Source organism: Sulfuriflexus mobilis (assembly GCF_003967195.1).
In the GTDB taxonomy this organism is placed as follows: Bacteria; Pseudomonadota; Gammaproteobacteria; order AKS1; family AKS1; genus Sulfuriflexus; species Sulfuriflexus mobilis.
The window spans coordinates 3,008,587-3,027,847 of sequence record NZ_AP018725.1; the positions used below are offsets into that span (position 1 = coordinate 3,008,587).

Annotated in this window: 16 protein-coding genes; 2 read left to right on the forward strand and 14 right to left on the reverse strand. The window is 55.6% G+C overall.

The features are described from left to right. Positions 1–100 precede the first annotated feature (100 nt). The 4 genes from metH to EL386_RS15080 form a co-directional block, all read right to left on the reverse strand. A complete protein-coding gene (metH, locus tag EL386_RS15065; protein WP_126457037.1) occupies positions 101–3,793 on the reverse strand; it encodes a methionine synthase in 3,693 nt (1,230 codons plus the stop codon). A gap of 133 nt (positions 3,794–3,926) precedes the next feature. Continuing rightward, positions 3,927–5,027 (reverse strand): GGDEF domain-containing protein, encoded by a 1,101-nt coding sequence (locus EL386_RS15070; RefSeq protein WP_126457038.1) that lies wholly within the window; start codon positions 5,025–5,027, stop codon positions 3,927–3,929. Between the two features lie 127 nt (positions 5,028–5,154). Further along, complete coding sequence (locus EL386_RS15075) at positions 5,155–5,601, reverse strand: NfeD family protein (RefSeq protein WP_126457039.1); 447 nt, start codon at positions 5,599–5,601, stop codon at positions 5,155–5,157. Further along, a complete protein-coding gene (locus tag EL386_RS15080; RefSeq protein WP_126457040.1) occupies positions 5,601–6,539 on the reverse strand; it encodes an SPFH domain-containing protein in 939 nt (312 codons plus the stop codon). The genes EL386_RS15075 and EL386_RS15080 overlap by 1 nt, the downstream gene beginning before the upstream one ends. Before the next feature lie 279 nt (positions 6,540–6,818). Between EL386_RS15080 and EL386_RS15085 the strand changes: the two genes are divergently transcribed. Further along, positions 6,819–7,061: a putative signal transducing protein gene (locus EL386_RS15085; RefSeq protein ID WP_126457041.1), complete on the forward strand. Its 243-nt coding sequence runs from the start codon at positions 6,819–6,821 to the stop codon at positions 7,059–7,061. A 3-nt stretch (positions 7,062–7,064) separates the two neighbouring features. Here the strand turns inward: EL386_RS15085 and EL386_RS15090 are convergent, their stop codons facing one another. The 10 genes from EL386_RS15090 to def form a co-directional block, all read right to left on the reverse strand. Further along, positions 7,065–7,382, reverse strand: a complete 318-nt coding sequence (locus EL386_RS15090; protein WP_126457042.1) for a hypothetical protein — start codon at positions 7,380–7,382, stop codon at positions 7,065–7,067. Then, entirely contained in the window at positions 7,379–7,957 is a 579-nt protein-coding gene (locus EL386_RS15095; protein ID WP_126457043.1) for a class I SAM-dependent methyltransferase, read from the reverse strand. The genes EL386_RS15090 and EL386_RS15095 overlap by 4 nt, the downstream gene beginning before the upstream one ends. Positions 7,958–8,005: 48 nt before the next feature. After that, positions 8,006–9,454 carry a TrkH family potassium uptake protein gene (locus EL386_RS15100; protein WP_126457044.1) on the reverse strand — a complete coding sequence of 483 codons (1,449 nt, stop codon included), beginning with the start codon at positions 9,452–9,454 and terminating at the stop codon, positions 8,006–8,008. 4 nt (positions 9,455–9,458) lie between these two features. After that, positions 9,459–10,832, reverse strand: coding sequence for a Trk system potassium transporter TrkA (gene trkA, locus EL386_RS15105; RefSeq protein ID WP_126457045.1), 1,374 nt, complete (start codon positions 10,830–10,832; stop codon positions 9,459–9,461). 6 nt (positions 10,833–10,838) lie between these two features. Continuing rightward, entirely contained in the window at positions 10,839–12,221 is a 1,383-nt protein-coding gene (locus EL386_RS15110; protein ID WP_126457046.1) for a sigma-54-dependent transcriptional regulator, read from the reverse strand. A 90-nt stretch (positions 12,222–12,311) separates the two neighbouring features. Then, entirely contained in the window at positions 12,312–14,522 is a 2,211-nt protein-coding gene (locus EL386_RS15115; RefSeq protein ID WP_126457047.1) for a sensor histidine kinase, read from the reverse strand. Beyond that, on the reverse strand, positions 14,504–15,088 hold the full coding sequence (locus EL386_RS15120) for a DUF4390 domain-containing protein (RefSeq protein ID WP_126457048.1): 585 nt from the start codon (positions 15,086–15,088) through the stop codon (positions 14,504–14,506). Before EL386_RS15120 ends, EL386_RS15115 begins: the two co-directional genes overlap by 19 nt. A gap of 100 nt (positions 15,089–15,188) precedes the next feature. Beyond that, a complete protein-coding gene (gene rsmB / locus EL386_RS15125; RefSeq protein ID WP_126457049.1) occupies positions 15,189–16,538 on the reverse strand; it encodes a 16S rRNA (cytosine(967)-C(5))-methyltransferase RsmB in 1,350 nt (449 codons plus the stop codon). Continuing rightward, positions 16,525–17,487: a methionyl-tRNA formyltransferase gene (gene fmt, locus EL386_RS15130; RefSeq protein WP_126457050.1), complete on the reverse strand. Its 963-nt coding sequence runs from the start codon at positions 17,485–17,487 to the stop codon at positions 16,525–16,527. Before fmt ends, rsmB begins: the two co-directional genes overlap by 14 nt. 12 nt (positions 17,488–17,499) lie before the next feature. Beyond that, positions 17,500–18,018, reverse strand: a complete 519-nt coding sequence (gene def / locus EL386_RS15135) for a peptide deformylase (RefSeq protein WP_126457051.1) — start codon at positions 18,016–18,018, stop codon at positions 17,500–17,502. Positions 18,019–18,195: 177 nt separating this feature from the next. Here def and EL386_RS15140 point away from each other — a divergent pair, with 177 nt between their 5' ends. After that, positions 18,196–19,251, forward strand: coding sequence for a LysM peptidoglycan-binding domain-containing protein (locus EL386_RS15140; protein ID WP_126457052.1), 1,056 nt, complete (start codon positions 18,196–18,198; stop codon positions 19,249–19,251). Positions 19,252–19,261 lie beyond the last annotated feature (10 nt).

Sequence of the window (19,261 nt, forward strand, 5' to 3'; positions counted from 1 at the left end):
TATCTTCGATAGGTCAAGGCACCGTGTGCTTCGGGACATTCGTATATCCTATACATCGGCCCTTCCCGCGCGTCCATGCGCTTCAGGGCACTAGCATGTCCTATACGTCGTATCCGAGGTTTGGGGATAACCAGCGTTCGGCCTCGGCCAGGGACATACCCTTGCGCTTGGCATAATCTTCAACCTGATCACGGTTGAGCTTGCTGACGGCAAAGTAACTGGAATCAGGGTGTGCATAATAGATACCACTCACCGCCGCTGTCGGCAGCATGGCCATCGACTCGGTCAGGGTGATACCGGCGTTATTATCCACATCGAGCAAATCCCACAGTAACAGCTTTTCAGTGTGATCCGGCGAGGCCGGGTAACCTGAGGCGGGGCGAATGCCCTTGTATTGCTCCTTCACCAGTTCTTCATTTGTTAAAGCCTCATCACTCGCATAGCCCCAGAACTCCTTACGCACGCGCTCGTGTATGCGTTCGGCAAAGGCCTCGGCGAGGCGGTCGGCCAGCGCCTTGAGCATAATAGAATGATAGTCATCGTGATCCGCTTCAAACTCGGCGACCTTTTCATCGATACCGATACCCGTGGTCACCGCAAAACCACCGATGTAGTCGGCCTTGCCACTATCTTTCGGTGCCACAAAATCAGACAGACACAGATTCGGTTTGCCCGGTGGTTTTTCCTGTTGCTGGCGCAGGTTGTGCAGCGTCATGCGTACTTCGCTGCGCGATTCATCCGTATAGACCTCGATATCATCATCGTTAACACTATTCGCCGGGAACAGACCGATCACGGCACGGGCCTTGAGCCAGCCTTCGTTGATGATCTGGTCGAGCATGGTCTCAGCATCGGCAAACAACTTGCGTGCCTCTTCGCCCTTCTCCGCATCGTCGAGGATCTTCGGATAACGGCCCTTCATTTCCCAGGCATGGAAGAACGGTGTCCAGTCGATATAATCACGCAACTCCTGCAAGGGGTAGTCATCAAAGACCTGCACGCCCATTGTTGCCGGTACCGGAGGTATATAGGAACCCCAGTCTATGGCCTGCTTTTTCGCGCGCGCTTCATCCAGCCTCAGCCACTTGGTCTGCGCGCGGCGACCGGCATGATTGATGCGCACAGTGTCATATTCTTCACGTAAGGCACTGGTAAAGTTTTCACGCAGGTCTTCGCTGATCAGGTTCTGCGCCACCCCCACGGCACGCGAGGCATCCTTCACCCACACGGTGGTGCCATGATAGTTTTGTTCGATCTTCACCGCGGTATGCGCCTTCGAGGTGGTTGCGCCACCGATCATGATCGGGATATCAAAACCAAGACGTTCCATCTCCTTGGCCATGTGTACCATCTCATCCAGTGAAGGTGTGATCAGACCACTCAGGCCAACGATATCGACATCATGTTCCCTGGCGGCCTCAAGGATCTTGTTGGCCGGGACCATCACACCCAGGTCAATAACTTCGAAGTTATTACACTGCAGGACCACGCCAACGATGTTCTTGCCGATGTCATGCACATCGCCCTTCACCGTGGCCATGAGGATCTTGCCATTAGTCTGCACGGCCCCTGACTTCTCCGCTTCAATATAAGGTATCAGGTGGGCGACGGCCTTTTTCATCACGCGTGCCGACTTTACGACCTGCGGCAGAAACATCTTGCCATCACCGAACAGGTCACCGACCACGTTCATACCATCCATGAGCGGACCTTCGATTACCTGGATGGGACGATCAAACTGCTGACGCGCCTCTTCGGTGTCTTCAATAACATACGTGTCCATACCCTTAACCAGGGCATGCGCGATACGCTTGGCCACCGGCCAGCTGCGCCATTCAAGGTCTTCTTCTTTTTTGGCAGTCGTGCCATCGCCACGGTATTTGTCGGCAATCTCGAGCAGGCGTTCCGTGCCATCCTCACGGCGATTCAGCACCACATCTTCGACACGCTCGCGTAATTCCTCCGGCAGGTCATCATAGACCGCCAGTTGTCCGGCATTGACAATGCCCATATCCATACCGGCCTTGATGGCGTGATACAGGAACACCGCATGGATTGCCTCGCGCACCGGGTTGTTACCGCGGAAAGAAAACGATACGTTCGACACGCCGCCACTAACCATCGCGTGCGGCAGCGTGTTCTTGATCTCGCGGGTCGCCTCGATAAAATCGATGCCGTAGTTATTGTGCTCTTCGATACCGGTGGCGACGGCAAAGATATTCGGGTCAAAGATGATGTCTTCTGCTGGGAAGCCAACCTGCTCAGTCAGAATCTTGTAGGCACGTGTACAAATCTCCACCTTGCGTGTCTGTGTGTCGGCCTGGCCCTCCTCGTCAAAGGCCATGACGATGATCGCCGCGCCGTAACGGCGACATAATTTCGCCTGGCGGATGAAGTTTTCCTCGCCCTCTTTCATCGAGATCGAGTTCACTACACCCTTACCCTGGATACACTTCAGACCGGCCTCGATAATCGGCCACTTCGAGGAGTCGATCATGACAGGCACACGCGAGATATCCGGTTCACTGGCAATCATATTCAGAAAAGTGACCATGGCCTGTTCACCATCAAGCATACCCTCATCCATGTTTACATCGATGATCTGCGCGCCGTTCTCTACCTGTTCGCGCGCGACAGTAAGGGCCTCGTCATATTGCTCGTCGAGGATCAAACGTTTGAATTTCGCCGAACCGGTAACGTTGGTGCGTTCACCCACGTTCACAAACAGAGAATCTTTTGTAATATTACATGGCTCAAGGCCGCTCAGGCGCGTGGTAAAATCTTTCTGCCTTGGCTGGCGTGGCGGGTACTTGCTAACCGCAGCCGCGATGGCCTTAATGTGCGCCGGTGTCGTGCCACAACAACCACCGATAATATTCAGGAAACCGTTTTGCGCCCACTCCTCGATCTCGGCGGCCATCTGCTCGGGTGTCTCGTCGTATTCACCAAACTCGTTTGGCAGGCCGGCATTCGGGTGCGTGTTGATATGACAGTTGGCTATGCCTGCGATCTCTTCGACGTACTGGCGCAGTTCCTTGGCACCCAGTGCGCAGTTAAAACCAAAACTGACCGGTTGGATGTGGTTCAGCGAGTTCCAGAAGGCCTCTGCAGTTTGCCCGGATAGCGTGCGGCCAGAGGCATCGGTAATCGTCCCCGAGATCATGACCGGCAACTTGGTGTTGTGCGCCTCGAAATATTCCTCGATGGCAAATAGCGCTGCCTTGGCATTCAAGGTATCGAAGATGGTCTCGACCAGCAGGATGTCGGCGCCACCATCGACCAGGCCTCGAATGGATTCGCCATAGGCCTCCCTGAGCTGATCAAACGTGATGTTACGAAATCCAGGGTTATTCACATCCGGCGAGAGACTACAGGTGCGATTGGTCGGGCCGAGTACGCCGGCGACAAAGCGCGGCTTGTCGGCCTTTTCAAATTCATCACAGGCGGCCCGGGCAATCGCCGCGGCCTCGCGGTTGATCTCATAGACCAGTTCCTCCATCTCATAGTCGGCCATCGAGATCGAGGTCGCGTTGAAGGTGTTGGTCTCGAGGATATCGGCGCCGGCCTCGAGATAGGCCTTGTGAATATCACTGATAATCTGCGGCTGGGTCAGTACCAACAGGTCGTTATTGCCTTTGACATCACAGCCCCAGTCAGCAAAACGTTCGCCGCGATAATCGGCCTCTTCCAGCTTGTAGGTCTGGATAAGACTACCCATAGCGCCGTCGAGGATAAGGATGCGCTCGGCCAATACCTGGTGAAATAACTGTGTGCGACTATTTTGTTCTGACATGAATTCCAAACCCGTTCTTGTGCCGTGCGCAGCTCAGGCTGCACCGCACTACCTTAAATTAAGGCGGTATTGTAGCACAGGTCCTTGTTAAATAAGGGAGATGGCGCTATATGTCGACACCGGGTGGCTAGCCTTAGGTGCCCAGGGTGGTATAGAAACCCGGTTTTTTCCTGCTCTTCGCCTTGGACTTGTACATCAAGGCATCGGCATGTTTAACAAAGCTGTCTATATCCATAAACTCATCCGGGCCCATACTGGTAATGCCCAGGCTGAATGAGATGCCCTTATTTTCGCTGGCCTCGAAGGTTTTTATAATGCGATCGGTCAGCACCCGGGCCTCGTCGGGGTTTGTCTTCGGCAGGATCAGGCAAAACTCGTCTCCCCCATATCGACAGCCAATATCGGTATCACGCAGCTCGGCCATGGTGACCTTGCCGACGAGTTCCAGCACGGCATCACCCTCTACGTGCCCTTCCGTGTCATTGAGGTTTTTGAAGCCATTCAAATCGAAATAACACAGGCTCAAAACTTCCTGGTAGCGTTCGCTATTTGCGACTTCACGCCGCAGGTGATCATAAAATGCACGTTGGTTATACAAACCTGTTAAGGCATCTTTTAGCGATAACTCCTCAAGTTGTCGGGTTCGCGTGGCCACTTCGTCTTCCAGGTTTCTCGCATAATCAGCCACCTCTTCTTTTGCCATATTGACTTCGGAGATCAGGCTGGCGATATAAGTATCGAAGACTAACTGGATATCGAACATCAGTAATTTGTTAATGGCCTGCTCGAGGGACTTGACCTCCTGACTCTCTTCTTTACCGAAAAACTGCATAGTAATGGTTTTCAGCAGGACCTTGCGCAACAAATGTACGGCGGCGATATACAGCTTCGGCGAAACCCCGATACGCTGATGAACCTTACCGATACGCAGGCGACGGTTGACGTATTCCTCATCATAGTGACCATCAAACAGTTCAAGGATATAACGGCGCATGGCGCTTTGCAGGCGGCGCAGGGTCTCGGCATCACCAATCAGCAGGGAAATTTCCGTTACCTGAATCTGCCGCTCGTAAAACTGTGCAACGATACCATCAATATATTTATTGAATAAGGGTTTATGGTACAGCAAGATGGCCTCATCATCTGCGGTGAAGTCGAGTAATTCCTTACGCTTTTCGATCTCTCGCTTGGTGATCTGTAGTTGCTCGGCCAATGTTTGTTCGAGTTGTTCCATAGGCTACCTGCCCGTTATTTATACTTGAATTATCCTCGTAAGATTATCGGCAGACATAACAAGAACTCAAGATCTCCGCGGATATCTCGCGTATTACCACTGAAACCTTATTGAAATCAGCACAGGCCTAAGTCTGCTTTTCGACACGAAGTACGACACCGTCCACCCCGGTCACGCGTACTTGCACACCACTTGCACAATCCAAACCCTCTATCTTCCAGGTACTGTCATCTACCTGCAGTTTTCCCTGGCCGTTCACAATCGGCTCGTCGAGTGTAAAGGTGCGTCCCACGTATTGCTCGCCACGACGGTTCAGTGAGGGTTGATCGGTGGCTTCGGGATTTTTATTACGCCACTGACGAAACATGACAATACTGACCACCGAGACAATGGCAAAGGTTATAAACTGCATCTGCCAGTCCAGGGTCGGTATAAATACCAACAGGATACTGTTAACGGCTGCGGCTATACCCAGCCAAAGCAGAAAGGCGCCAGGGGCAAACATCTCAAGAATAATCAACACGGCAGCAATAATGCCCCAGTGCCAGGCATTCAATTGTGTAAACAATTCCATTACTGCACATCCTTGTTAAAGGCCTGCTTGGCGATCTCGCCAATACCCCCGATGGCACCGATCACACTCGAGGCCTCAAGTGGCAGGAACAGGACTTTCTGGTTATCGGCGGCACCAATTGTCGTCAGGGCCTCAATATACTTATTCGCCACAAAGTAGTTAATCGCCTGTATATCGCCTTTGCCAATGGCCTGCGAGACCATCATGGTCGCCTTGGCCTCGGCCTCGGCCAGACGTTCACGGGCCTCGGCCTCACGGAAGGACGCCTCCCTGTCACCCTCGGCCTTGAGGATCGCGGCCTGTTTTTCACCCTCAGCCTTGAGGATCTCGGCCTGACGAAAACCTTCTGCATCGAGAATATTGGCGCGCTTGTCACGCTCGGCCTTCATCTGTCGGCCCATCGCCTCAACCAGGTCTCGCGGCGGTGAAATATCCTTGATCTCGATTCGCGTCACCTTCACACCCCAGGGCGTGGTCGCATCATCAACCACTGACAGCAACTCCGCGTTGATCTTGTCACGCTGTGAGAGCAGCTCGTCGAGGTCCATCGAGCCCATGACGGTACGGATGTTGGTCATGGTCAGGTTGAGGATCGCATTATCGAGGTAGCTCACCTCGTAGGCGGCCTTGGCGGCATCCAGTACCTGCGAAAACACCACGCCATCGACCGTGACCATGGCATTGTCCTTGGTGATGATCTCCTGCGAAGGCACATCAAAGACCTGCTCCATCATGTTTATCTTGCGGCCAATCGAATCGATGACCGGCACAATGATATGCAGGCCCGGGCGCAGGGTCTTGGTGTAACGACCAAAGCGTTCCACCGTATATTCCATCCCCTGCGGCACGACCTTGGCCCCCATGAAAACGAGGCTGATGCCGACCACGAGGAAGGCGATAATGAATAAATCCGCTGAGGCAATATCTAAAAAAGGCATGTTGTGTCTCCTTGTGTCATTATTATTCTGCTAGCGCCAGTATAGTGTGAGTCGGGCAAGGCTTACATCCAGACTGACAACTATTGATATGGGGTCTATGCAGCGCATATATGGCATTAAAATCCCATATAAAGGAACTTTACCCTTAAATGGATTATATATTTACCACTATTAATAAGATTTAACATAATTTCAGTACAATTTGATATGTTGTCACTACTTTAGAGATTTATAGCATTTAATTTACAATTTTTTTATATAAGTGGGAAAAAATCCATAATGAGTAGTGAAAGCGTGATTGTCGCCCGTTTTGATAGTATGCCCGAGGCCCATATTGCTATGGGGCGGCTACAGGCCGAAGGGATCGAGGCCTGGCTAGCCGATGAGCACCTGGTACAGACCGACTGGTTGTACAGTATTGCCGTCGGCGGCATCAAACTACAGGTCCGGCCGGAACAGACACAACGCGCACTGGAGATCCTGAATACCGACTATTCCAGCGAGCTCGAGGCCGAAGACTAGGCCTCAGACCGGTTTCTGCAAACGCCGCAAAAATACGCCCATCTCCTTGGCGGCCTGTTTGTCGCCCTGCTCCTCGGCCACCTTGATGCCCTGCCCATAGGCCTGCATCGCCGCCGTTGTCTCGCCGGCGGCCGCCAGTGCCTTGCCATAGACCTTCCAGGCTGCCGAATAATCCGGCTTTTGCCGCACCGCCTCAGCCAGGTGTTCACAGGCTTTCGCATGGGCCTCTGCCTTCAGGTATTCATTGCCGAGGCTAAAACGCAGTAAAGCATTATCCTGTCCGCTGGCCAGTAGCTTTTCAAAGTTTTCCACGCTGCTCATATTCGCCTCTGCGCCACCAGCATGGCCACACTACGCTGGCCTTTCCCCATCGTGCCGACCAGACCCTCTTCACGGTAGGCCAGCAGGTGCAATCTATTAAACAACCTCAGTAGTTCATTTTCACGCAATAAATAATCCGGATTCGACGGCCCGAGTCCCGGTGGCTTTTCCCGTATAAAGGTTTCGTAAAACAATAGACCATTCGGTTTTAGTGCATTCATTAAAGCAGGTGCGAGGCCTCGATCGAGATAATAACTCACCACAATGACATCAAAACTGTTTGCCGGCGGTGGTGCCTGCTCCACATCACGCACACTGGCCCGAATCGCCAGACCACGTGCATCGGCAAGACTTTGCAGATGCTCTACTGCCACCGAAGACAAATCCCAGGCCTGGGTTTGTAAACCCTGCTCTGCTAATAACAGGGCGTTGCCGCCACGGCCACAGGCCAGGTCCAGTGCCTCACCTTCATTCGGTAACAAATGCGCAAACTCGCGTAGGGCATAACAAGCGGTGACCTCACCTTCTGCGGCGCGGTAGCGGGCATCCCACTTGGTGGTTAATTCTTCACTCATCCTAACCTTCTCACTGAGGGAGAGGGACAAAAGAATATGAAAACACCTTTAACGTCGCCAGAATGCAGGCGTCAGCAAAACCAAAAGTGTAAAAATCTCCAAACGCCCGAGTAACATCGCAAAACACAACACCCATTTAGCGGTGTCGTTAATATCACCATAGTGCAGGGCAACCTTGCCCAGGCCCGGGCCAAGGTTATTCATGCAGGCCGCCACTGCCGAGAAGGCCGTTACCTGATCAAGACCTGTGCCCATGAGGATTAACAGCATAATGCTGAAGGTCGCCACATAGGCAGAGAAAAAACTCCATACCGAATTTATGACTCGATCAGACACGGCCTTCTTGCCAATCTTGACCGGGATCTGCGCATTCGGATGGACCAGCCTGCGAACTTCACGCACCCCTTGTTTCAATAACAAAAGGAACCGGATCACCTTCATGCCACCACCGGTGGAACCGGCACAACCCCCAACAAAACTCGCAAACAGTAATAACACCGGTAACATCCCCGGCCAATTGGCATAACCGGTGGTGGTGAAACCTGTAGTTGTACCAATCGAGACCGTTTGAAAAAGCCCGTGACGAATCGATTCGCCGAAGGAGAAACTTTGGCTAATAAACAAATACGCCGCAGTGATCACAGCAACAATAAACAGGACGCTGACATACATACGTACCTCGGGATCATGCAGGTAGGGACGAATGCTCAGTGAACGCCAGGCCATAAAATGCATGGCAAAGTTCATGCCGGCCAGTAACATGAAGATGATCGCGACACTCTCGATAAGCGGGTTTTCAAAATAGCCCATGCTCAGGTCATGTGTCGAAAAACCACCAATCGCCACCGTGGAAAAGGCGTGGGCGATCGCATCAAAGGTGTTCATGCCACCAAAACGGTAGGCGAGGGCGCAGACTACCGTCAAGCCGAGGTAGATATACCAGAGTGCCTTGGCCGTTTCGGTAATACGCGGCGTCAGCTTGGAATCTTTCATCGGTCCCGGCGTCTCGGCGCGGAACAACTGCATGCCACCAATACCGAGCATCGGCAGGATTGCCACGGCCAGTACGATAATCCCCATGCCACCCAGCCACTGCAGTTGCTGGCGATAATAGAGGATGGCATGCGGCAGGGTATCCAGGCCGGTGATCACGGTGGCACCCGTGGTGGTCAGGCCGGAGAGGGATTCAAACGCCGCATCGGTATAAGAGAGACCAAGGTCTTTATAAAGCACGAAGGGCAGGGCGCCGAACAGACCCAGCACCGTCCAGAACAACACGACAACCAGGAAACCGTCGCGCAGGCGCAGCTCACGGCGTGAACGGTGTACGGGTAACCAGGCGGCAAGGCCGGTTACCAGGGTCAGGATAAAGGCCAGGATGAAGGGTCCCATGGCACCGTCGCCATAAAGCCAGGCCACTGCGGCCGGCGGCAACATGGTTATGCTGAACAGCATGAGCAGGATGCCAAGGATGCGTTGTATGGCAATCGGTTGCATGAGTTTAGATAAAGGTAATACCGACCTGGAAGAGTTTTTCCACCTCGGCGATACGGCTCTTGTCTACGAGGAACAGGATCACGTGGTCATCTTCCTCAATCACGGTATCGTGGTGGACGATGATCACCTCTTCACCGCGAACGATGGCACCGATAGTGGTGCCCTTCGGCAATTTGATCTGCCCAACGGCTCGGCCGACCACCTTCGAGGTATGACTGTCACCGTGGGCAATTGCCTCAATGGCCTCGGCGGCACCACGACGCAGAGAGTGCACGACCACCACGTCACCGCGGCGCACGTGTGCCAACAAGCTACCAATGGTGGCCTGTTGGGGTGAAATGGCGATATCAATGATACCGCTTTGTACCAGGTCGACATAGGCGGCACGGTTGATAAGGGCCATAACCTTGCGTGCGCCCATACGTTTGGCCAGCATGGCGGAGAGGATATTTGCCTCATCGTCATTGGTCAGGGCACAAAACACATCGGTGTTCTCGATGTTTTCTTCCAACAACAACTCCTCGTCGGCCGCATCGCCGTAGAGGACGATAGTACTCTCCAGTTCCTCGGACAGTCTTTTGGTTGCATCATAGTTATGGTCGATCAGTTTGACCTGATATTTTGACTCCAGCGACTTGGCCAGACGACGGCCGATATTGCCGCCACCGGCCAGCATTACCCGCTTGCAGGGTTTATCCAGCTTGCGCAACTCACCCATCACGGCACGAATGTCTTTATTCGCCGCGATAAAAAACACCTCATCATCGGCCTCGATCACGGTCGTTCCTTCGGGAATGATCGCACGACCACGGCGGAAGATGGCGGCCACCCGCGTAGCCACCTTGGGCATGTGCTCGCGCAGGGCACGTAGTTCGTGACCCACCAATGGCCCGCCGTAGTAGGCCTTAACTGCCACCAGTGACACCCGGCCATCAGCAAAGTCGAGAACCTGCAGGGCGCCAGGATACTCAATCAGGCGTTCCACATAATCCTTGACCAGCTGCTCGGGGCTGATGAGTACATCGATAGGCAGGGCCTCCTGGGTAAACAGCTGTGGTCGCGAGAGGTATTCGACTTCACGTACACGGGCGATCTTGGTGGGGGTGTGAAACAGTGTATAAGCCACCTGGCAGGCGATCATGTTGGTCTCATCGCTGTTGGTTACAGCAAGAATCATATCGGCATCTTCGGCGCCGGCACGTGTCAGTACCCCGGGGTGCGAGGCATGGCCGACCACCGTGCCAAGATCAAAACGGTCCTGTAATTCCTGCAGACGCTGGATGTCGGTATCGACCACCGTAATGTCATTCGCCTCACTGACGAGATTCTCTGCCACTGAGCTACCGACTTGCCCGGCACCAAGGATGATGATTTTCATACCCGCTTACCCATCTGTACTACCTATCTTTTTTGTATCAATGCCCAGGGCACGCAGTTTGCGATACAAGTGGGTGCGTTCGATCCCGGCTAGTTTCGCCACCTTGCCAACGCTGCCGCCGGCCTCCTGCAGGCGATGTTCCAGGTAGGCCTTCTCGAACTGCTCACGCGCCTCACGCAGGGGCAGATCAAAAACCTGTGGCACACCCTGCATGCTTGACTGCGAGCGCAGACGATCTTCGTTCAGCATCGGTTCAATCTCATCCAGCTCCACCGAACTGCTGCCACCATTTATCAAGACCCGCTGAACCATATTCTGCAATTCACGGATATTTCCCGGCCAACCGTAATTACGCAGGCGGTTTTGCGCGGCAACACTGAAGCTGCGGTAAGGCAGGTGATCGTGGGTCACAAACAGGTCGACAAAATGATTGAGTAATTCAGGAATATCTTCGCTATGTTCGCGCAAGGCCGGGATCCGCACTGGCACCACACTGAGTTGATAATACAGGTCATCGCGAAATTCACCGGCGGCAACCTTTTGCTGCAAGTCATGATGGCTGGCGGCAATCACGCGCACGTCGATCTTCACGGCCTCACTGCCGCCGACCCGGACAAAGGAACCCGTATCGAGGGCGCTGACCAGGCGTCCCTGCGTTGCCAGGTCCATGTCGGCAATGTCATCAAAGAAGAGTGTGCCACCATTGGCCTGTTCAAGTCGACCATAACTGATCTTGCCGTTGCGCTCGCTACCGAACAGTTCCACTGCTGAATGTTCATCGGTTATCGAGGCGACCCCCACCTCGATAAAGGATCCTTTTCCGCGGTTACTCTTACTATGCAGGTAGAGGGCGGCCTGGTGTTTGCCGCTGCCCGGCTCACCGGTAATCAGCACACCCGCATCATGCTCGGCGACGCGCTCTATTTGTTCGCGTAACTGTTGCATACAGACACTCTTGCCCAACGGCTCGATCACGGGACGCAGGTGCTCGCGCATGTCGACGTTTTCGCGTTGCAGCTTGTCGGCCTCCAGGGCCCGTTCCGCCGTTAACAGCAACTTGGCGAGGGACAGCGGCTTCTCAATAAAATCGTAAGCGCCGAGACGGGTCGCCTCCACGGCGGTTTCCACCGTGCCATGCCCGGACATCATGATCACTGGGGCATTGCCTGTGCCTTCAGCCTGCCATTCCTTGAGAAGGGTGATGCCATCGACATCCGGCATCCAGATGTCCAGCAGGATCAAGTCCGGGCGGCGGGCGCGACGCGCCGCCCGGGCGGCAGCGGCATTTTCGGCCACGGTAACATCATAGCCCTCGTCGATGAGGATCTCCTGGACGAGGTTTCTGATGTCTGGCTCGTCATCAACAACAAGTATGTGTGCCGTGCTCATGAATGGATTCTTATATTGTGGGTTGTCTGCCCTTCAGGACATAGAGGTATTGTAGCGTGCTGTCGCCGTTTTACTACTGCGCTTGTGCCCTTATTCAGCATTCGTTTCAACATGCACTTCTTTTACGACATCACTATGCAGTACTGGTAAACGGATGACAATGCAGGCACCGCCCTGTTCGCTGTTTTCTGCCCAGACCATGCCACCATGTTCTTCAACGATCTTTTTCACTATCGCCAGCCCCAGCCCGGTACCCTTGGCCTTGCTGGAAACATAGGGTTCAAACAGTTCATTCTGCAAATCGGCGGGCAAACCCGGGCCCGTATCGCGTAGTCGCACTTCAACAAAGCGACAATTCGACTCCTCCATGCAGTGTGTCGTCACATACAGACTCGGTGCCGCTACCGCCTCCATGGCCTCGAGTGCATTCTTAATCAGGTTGTGCAATAACTGACGCAAACGCCCCTCGTCGGCCTCCACCTGCGGCATGGAGGCATCGAGTTCCAGTTCAATGTGCAGTGGCATTGCCTCGTTACGATACAGGTCAAGGACCTCATTGATCAGCGAATTCAGGTCCAGTGCTGCCAGTTTCATCTGCGGGGCGCGGGCATATTCTGAGAAGGCATCAACCATCGCCTTCATGGCCTCGACCTGCTGGACGATGGTATGCGTGGAGCGGTCCAGCACCTCGGCAGACTCGGCATCCATCGTCTTCAGGTACTTATGGCGCAGGCGTTCGGCGGAAAGCTGGATAGGCGTCAGTGGATTTTTGATCTCGTGCGCCAGGCGTCGCGCCACTTCGCCCCAGGCCGCGTCTCTTTGAGCCTGCACCAGGGTGGTGACATCCTCGAAGACGATCAGGCTATCACCCTCATGCAATGCCGTGGCCGGCAGGCGCACACCACGACAAACCACTACCCGGCGCCCGCCCCGGCCAAACAGGATAATTTCCTCACGCCACTCCGTTTCATCATCAAGATGCGGGGTGATGGCCTCGACGAAATACCTGATCGTCGGCTGTCTCTCGGCAAGTTGCGCAAAGGGCTGACCCCGCTCCTGTTCAAGCTCAACACCTAAAATCTGGACGGCGGCCTGGTTGTTGCTTCGCAGGGTATGTTGCTGGTCCAGGGTCAGCACGCCGGAACTCAGGTGCGCAAGCACACCCTCCATATAGGCACGCTGTTCCTCTGCCTGTTGCCGGCTTTGCTGGGCGTCATTACGTGCCCGCTCAATCCGGCGCGTCATCTGGTTAAACGACTGCACCAGGAAACCCAATTCATCATTGCCCGGTAATGGCAGGCGCTTGCTGTAATCTCCCGCAGCCACCGCGCGCGTCCCTTCAGCCAGGTCGGATATCGGTTCCACCATGCGCCGTGCCGAGAAAAACGCTGCCCACACCGCACTCAGGATACTCAGTAACAGCACCAGTGACAGGGTCAGGGTAAAAGAAAACTTCAGGGGCTGGCGCAGAAAGACCAGCTCTTTATATTTGGCAAAGGCCCCTTGCACACTGTCGGCGAGTTCACTTTGTCGTTCGGCAACCGGGAACAGGGCCTGTATCGCCCGCACCCCGAAACCCGGGCTCGCCACCGGCACACGTACCACCACACGGATGTGTAAACCCTTATCGCGAATCGGGTCCAGCCCGACATAGTGTTTGCCTTCCCGGATATAACCAAGGATGGACTCATCAGGACGATTCGGGTTTATCACCATAGAGTCACTGCCACTGCTCGATGCCACGATCCTGCTACCATCAAACAAGGTCATCTCGCGCGCACCGCTACGGCTGATCATGTCATCCAGCGCCAGGGCCGCTGTATCATCAGAAACATTGGCCAGCTCCACGGCCAGACTATCCATCTGCCGCAGCAAATCACGCATACGGTTATCCAGTGAGGTGCGTGACAATTCCAGTGAGTCGTCAAGCGCCTGTTCAATACGCACATCAAACCAGGAATCGATACCGCGATGCAGGAACTCCAGCGAGAAGTAATACACAATGGATACCGGCACGACGGCAATAACGATGAACAGGGTCAACAGGCGCGTTGTCAGACGAGAGCCCGGAGCGCCGCGCTTGTAACGCAAATACAGGCGATAAGCATTGGCCCCGATCATGATCACCAGCAGGGTGAGACCGATAATATTGGTGATCAGCAGGATCTCGTACTGGCGATTAAAAGTGGCCGAGTCGTCCGTGGCACCACTCATCAGGTATAGTGACAGTAACAGCAGGGCCGAGAGCAGGGTGGCCGATAAAGGCCCCATACTTAGCCGTTTCAGGAGCGTAAGGGACATACAAACCACTCGCTACGAATTTTCCAGTCACTGCTCAACCAGGCCACCGGGCGCAATGGGGCTGGCAGGGCATTGAGGTCGATCTCGCTGCGCAGGCGCACCTGATAGGTGGACGGTTTTCCCGTCAGCAGACGCTCATCCAGAATCGGCAAGGCGCGGATCTCACCCATGGTCAGCAGCGCGGTATTCAGGGAACGAAAATTTTGTTGCTGGCCACGACTCACATTTCTGACCAGGTACTGCTCACTCAGTGCGTGATACTCCAGGGTATAGACCTGTTGCAGGCTTGTAATCGATTTATTCCAGAGATAATTGCGTCGCTGTTCGATCTCGACCTGCAAACGGATCGTGATCGGCACGCCGTTTGCCAACGCCTCGTGTACCGGGTCACTGAACTGGTAACGGATATCGGCCTCCAGTTGATAAACCCCGTCCACCTGATGTGTCCGGGCATCCCGCACGGTAAATTCGGCCGCCTGCACGGCGACGGCAGATAACCCGAGTATGCCCAGGCACAGGGACACGAGTAACAAGGTCAAACCCGGCTGTTTTCTATCAATCGTCATGAATCGTGGCAGGCATTGCAAGCGCGGCTATCCGCGATCACACCTTATATATTTAATTATGGCTGATGTTATACCGCGCGCACGGCATACAAACAAATCCTCAGGCCTGTTTTTCCAACACGGCATAGTAAAACCCATCCCGGTCGGCCTCGCCCGGGAGTATCTGGCGACCGACCGTCTGCGCCTGTCCCCATTCGGCCTCGATGACCCTTTCCCGCGCCGCCGGCTGGCGAGACAGGAAGGCCAGCATTTGTCCGACGTTTTCGGCCTTGAGTACCGAGCAGGTCGCATAGACTAGGCGACCGCCCGGTCTGAGTAGCGGCCAGAGTGCGTCCAACAGGCCGGCCTGCGTGCGGACCAGGGCCTCGATATCCGTATCACGCCGCAGCCACTTTATGTCCGGGTGGCGGCGGATCACCCCCGTGGCACTGCAGGGCGCATCGAGCAGGATACGGTCAAACACCTCACCCTCACCCCAGGCCGCCACGTCTGCCGCATCGGCGACGCGCAGCTCAGCACTCAGCTCGAGACGATCGAGGGTCTCTGCCACCCTGCCCATACGGCGTTCATCATTGTCCAGCGCCACCAGCTCCGCCTCACCGCCCTGTGCGGCGACCCGCTCAAGGATGTGTCCGGTCTTGCCACCCGGTGCGGCGCAGGCATCCAGTATGCGCTGTCCTGGTTGCGGCTCCAGCAGGGCCGCCGCCAGCTGCGCGGCACCATCCTGCACCGAGACACGGCCCTCGGCAAAGCCGGGCAGGGCCTCGACGGCCAGCGGTGCCAGCAATTGCAGGCCCTCGGCGCACGCCGGGATGGGGGCCGCCTCGATAGCGGCGGCCTTCAATTCATCCAGGTAGTCCTCACGCTGTCCGCGCGCCACATTCACACGCAGGCTCATCGGCGCGCGGGCATTATTCGCCGCGACGATCGTCTGCCAGTCTTGTGGCCAGTCCGCCTGCAGGCGTTCGAGTAACCAGCCAGGGTGTTCATAACGGCTCTCCGGCGACGCGGAAACAGCCTGAAGTAAGTGTTTACTTTCTCTCTGATACCTTCTTAACAAGGCATTAACAAGGCCCCTGGCCCAGGGTTTTTGCAGGCCCTTGGTCGCGGCCACTGTCTCATTAATGGCGGCATGATCGGGCACGCGCAGGTGAATCAGCTGGTAGAGGCCGACCATGATCAGGCAACGGACGTCGCTGTCTTTCGCCTTCAGCGATTTGCTAAGGAGACGTTCAGTCAGTGCCGAGAGGGAAAAGACATGGCGCATCACCCCGTAACAGAGCTCGCGCAACAAGGCGGTATCGCGGCCCTCATCGCCCCCCCTATCCCCCTTATTATCTGGCTGTCGATCGAGGACGGCGGTCAGGGACTGGCCGTCACCGATCACCCTGGCCAGAATTCGCGCCGCCTCGGCGCGGGTATTTTCTGCAGCCGGCTTAGCCTTCGACATCGAAGCACACCCCACCGTCGGCATCGTTACGCAGCGTCGGTCGTGCATTGACAAAATCCGCTGCACTCATACGGCGCTTGCCGGCGGCCTGTACCTCCGTCAGGCGCAATACCCCATCGCCGGTCGCCACCTCGATGCCATCGCCACCGGCGGCTATCACCGTGCCCGGCTTGGCATCGCTATGTGTCGCACTGATCTCACTGCGCCAGATTCGCAAGATGTCACCGTCCAGCGTGGCCTGTGCTACCGGGTAGGGATTAAAGGCGCAGACCTGCCGGTGTAGTTCGCCGGCCGGGCGTCGCCAGTCCAGCGGGGCCTCGGACTTGCTGAGCTTGACGGCATAATTGCTGAGTGCGTCATCCTGCACCTCGGGCTGTGCCGTGCTGGCGGCAAGGGCTCCGATGACCTCGAGCAGGGCCCGGTTGCCGAGTGGGGCGAGCCGATCGTGCAGCTCGGCAGCCGTCTCGTTAACACCGATAGCAACGCTGACCCTGGCCAGCATATCGCCGGTATCCAGGCCCTCGGCCATCTGCATAATGGTCACGCCGGTCTGTGCGTCCCCGGCGAGAATGGCGCGCTGGATCGGTGCCGCCCCACGCCAGCGGGGTAATAACGAGGCGTGTACGTTGATACAACCCAGCCGGGGAATGGCCAATATCGCCGCTGGCAGGATCATGCCGTAGGCAACCACGACCATAATATCCGGCTGGTAAGCAGCCAGCTTGGCCTGCTCCGTCGGGTCTTTCAGGCTCAGGGGCTGCTCGACCGGTAGCCCGTGATCAAGGGCGCACTGCTTGACCGGGCCAGGGCTCAACTTGCGACCCCGCCCGGCGGGACGGTCCGGTTGGGTATAAACGGCCTTTACATGGTGCGGGGAATCCAGCAGGGCCTGCAGGCTCGGCACGGCAAAATCCGGCGTGCCGGCAAAAACAATATTCAGTGCTTCCATGTTACGGGTGCCCTACAGGGAGACGTGGTCCGCGTCGTATTTATAGACCTTTTCGAGTTTTTTACCGATGCGCTGCTGTTTCAGGGGCGAGAGATAGTCGACAAAGACCTTGCCATCGAGGTGGTCGATCTCATGCTGGATACACACGGCGAGCAGGCCATCGGCCTCAAGCTCAAAGGCCGCACCGTCCCTATCCAGGGCGTGCACCGTAATGCGCTCGGCGCGTTCGACCTTTTCGTAAATGCCCGGAACCGACAGGCAACCCTCTTCCATGACCTCGGCCCCGTCACGGGCGATGATCTCGGGGTTAATAAATACCTGGGGCTTATTTTTTTCCTCAGAAATATCAATTACTAACATGCGCTCATGGATGTCAACCTGGGTCGCCGCCAGGCCGATCCCGGGTGCCCCATACATGGTCTCGAGCATATCGTCGAGTTGCTGGCGATGCTGATCGGTAACGGCGGCGATGGGCTTCGCCACCGTGCGCAGACGTGGATCCGGGTATTTGAGTATGTTTAGTTTGGCCATGTGAATTGCGTCAACAAATTCTAGTCTTTACACAGGTTAAGCTGCTAAGATAATGATCATAATGGATTCCGGCCCCGATTGCGCGGTCCGAAAATGCGCAAAGCGGCACAGGAAACCCTAATGATTGAGTAAACTCCGGATTATCGCTAAAAGTCCGGTATAACAAAAGGTATGCTCATGTTAGCCAGAAAATTTTTCGCATTCGTCTTCGTCTGCCTGGTGAGTGCCACGCTGCTTGCCGCGCCGCCGGTACTAAACACCTCACACCCGGACAAGTACGTTGTCGTCAAGGGCGATACCCTCTGGGACATCTCGGCGCGCTTCCTGCGCGACCCCTGGCGCTGGCCGGATGTCTGGCAGGCCAACCCGCAGGTTAAGAACCCGCACCTGATCTATCCTGGTGATGTCATCAGTCTCAGCTACGACGCCAACGGCAAACCGGTGCTGCGTATCCAGCGGGGACGTCAGACCGTAAAACTCTCACCCGGCATACGTGCCACCAAGCTGGACCGGGCCATCCCAACCATCCCGCTCGATGCGATCCGCCAGTTCCTGTCGCGACCCCTGGTGCTTACACAGAAAGAGATCGATGCAGCCGCCTACGTAGTGGCAAGTGCCGGTGAACATGTCGTTGCCGGTGCCGGCGACCGCGTTTATGTCCGTGGCATCAAGGGTGATACACAAAGCAAGTTCAGCCTCTTCCAGCCAGGCAAACCTTACCGCAATCCGGGTGCCGACAAGGATGATATCCTCGGTATCGAGGCGATTTATGTTGGCGAGGGTACCGCGCAGGCCTTTGGTGACCCGACCACCCTGTTGCTGACCAGCACCGAGCGTGAAGCGCGCAGTGGCGACCGTGTCATGCCCTTCGATGAAAATGAAATTAGTGAACACTTCATGCCACATGCCCCGCGGACGAAGGTTGAAGGCGGCGCCATTATCGGTGTCGTCGATGGCGTCAGCCAGATCGGCCAGCACCAGATCGTCGTACTGAACAAGGGCACACAGGACAAAATGGACATCGGTACGGTACTGGCCGTGTATCGCAGCGGTGAAACCATTCATGACCTGGTTACTACCGAGAATCGTGACGATACCGTCACCTTGCCGGACGAAAGGGCCGGTACCCTGATGGTATTCCGCAGCTTTGACCGCGTCAGCTATGCCCTGGTCATGGAGGCGACACGCGCCATGCACATTTATGACGCCGTCCGCAATCCGCCTGAATTATAACGGTGGCAAA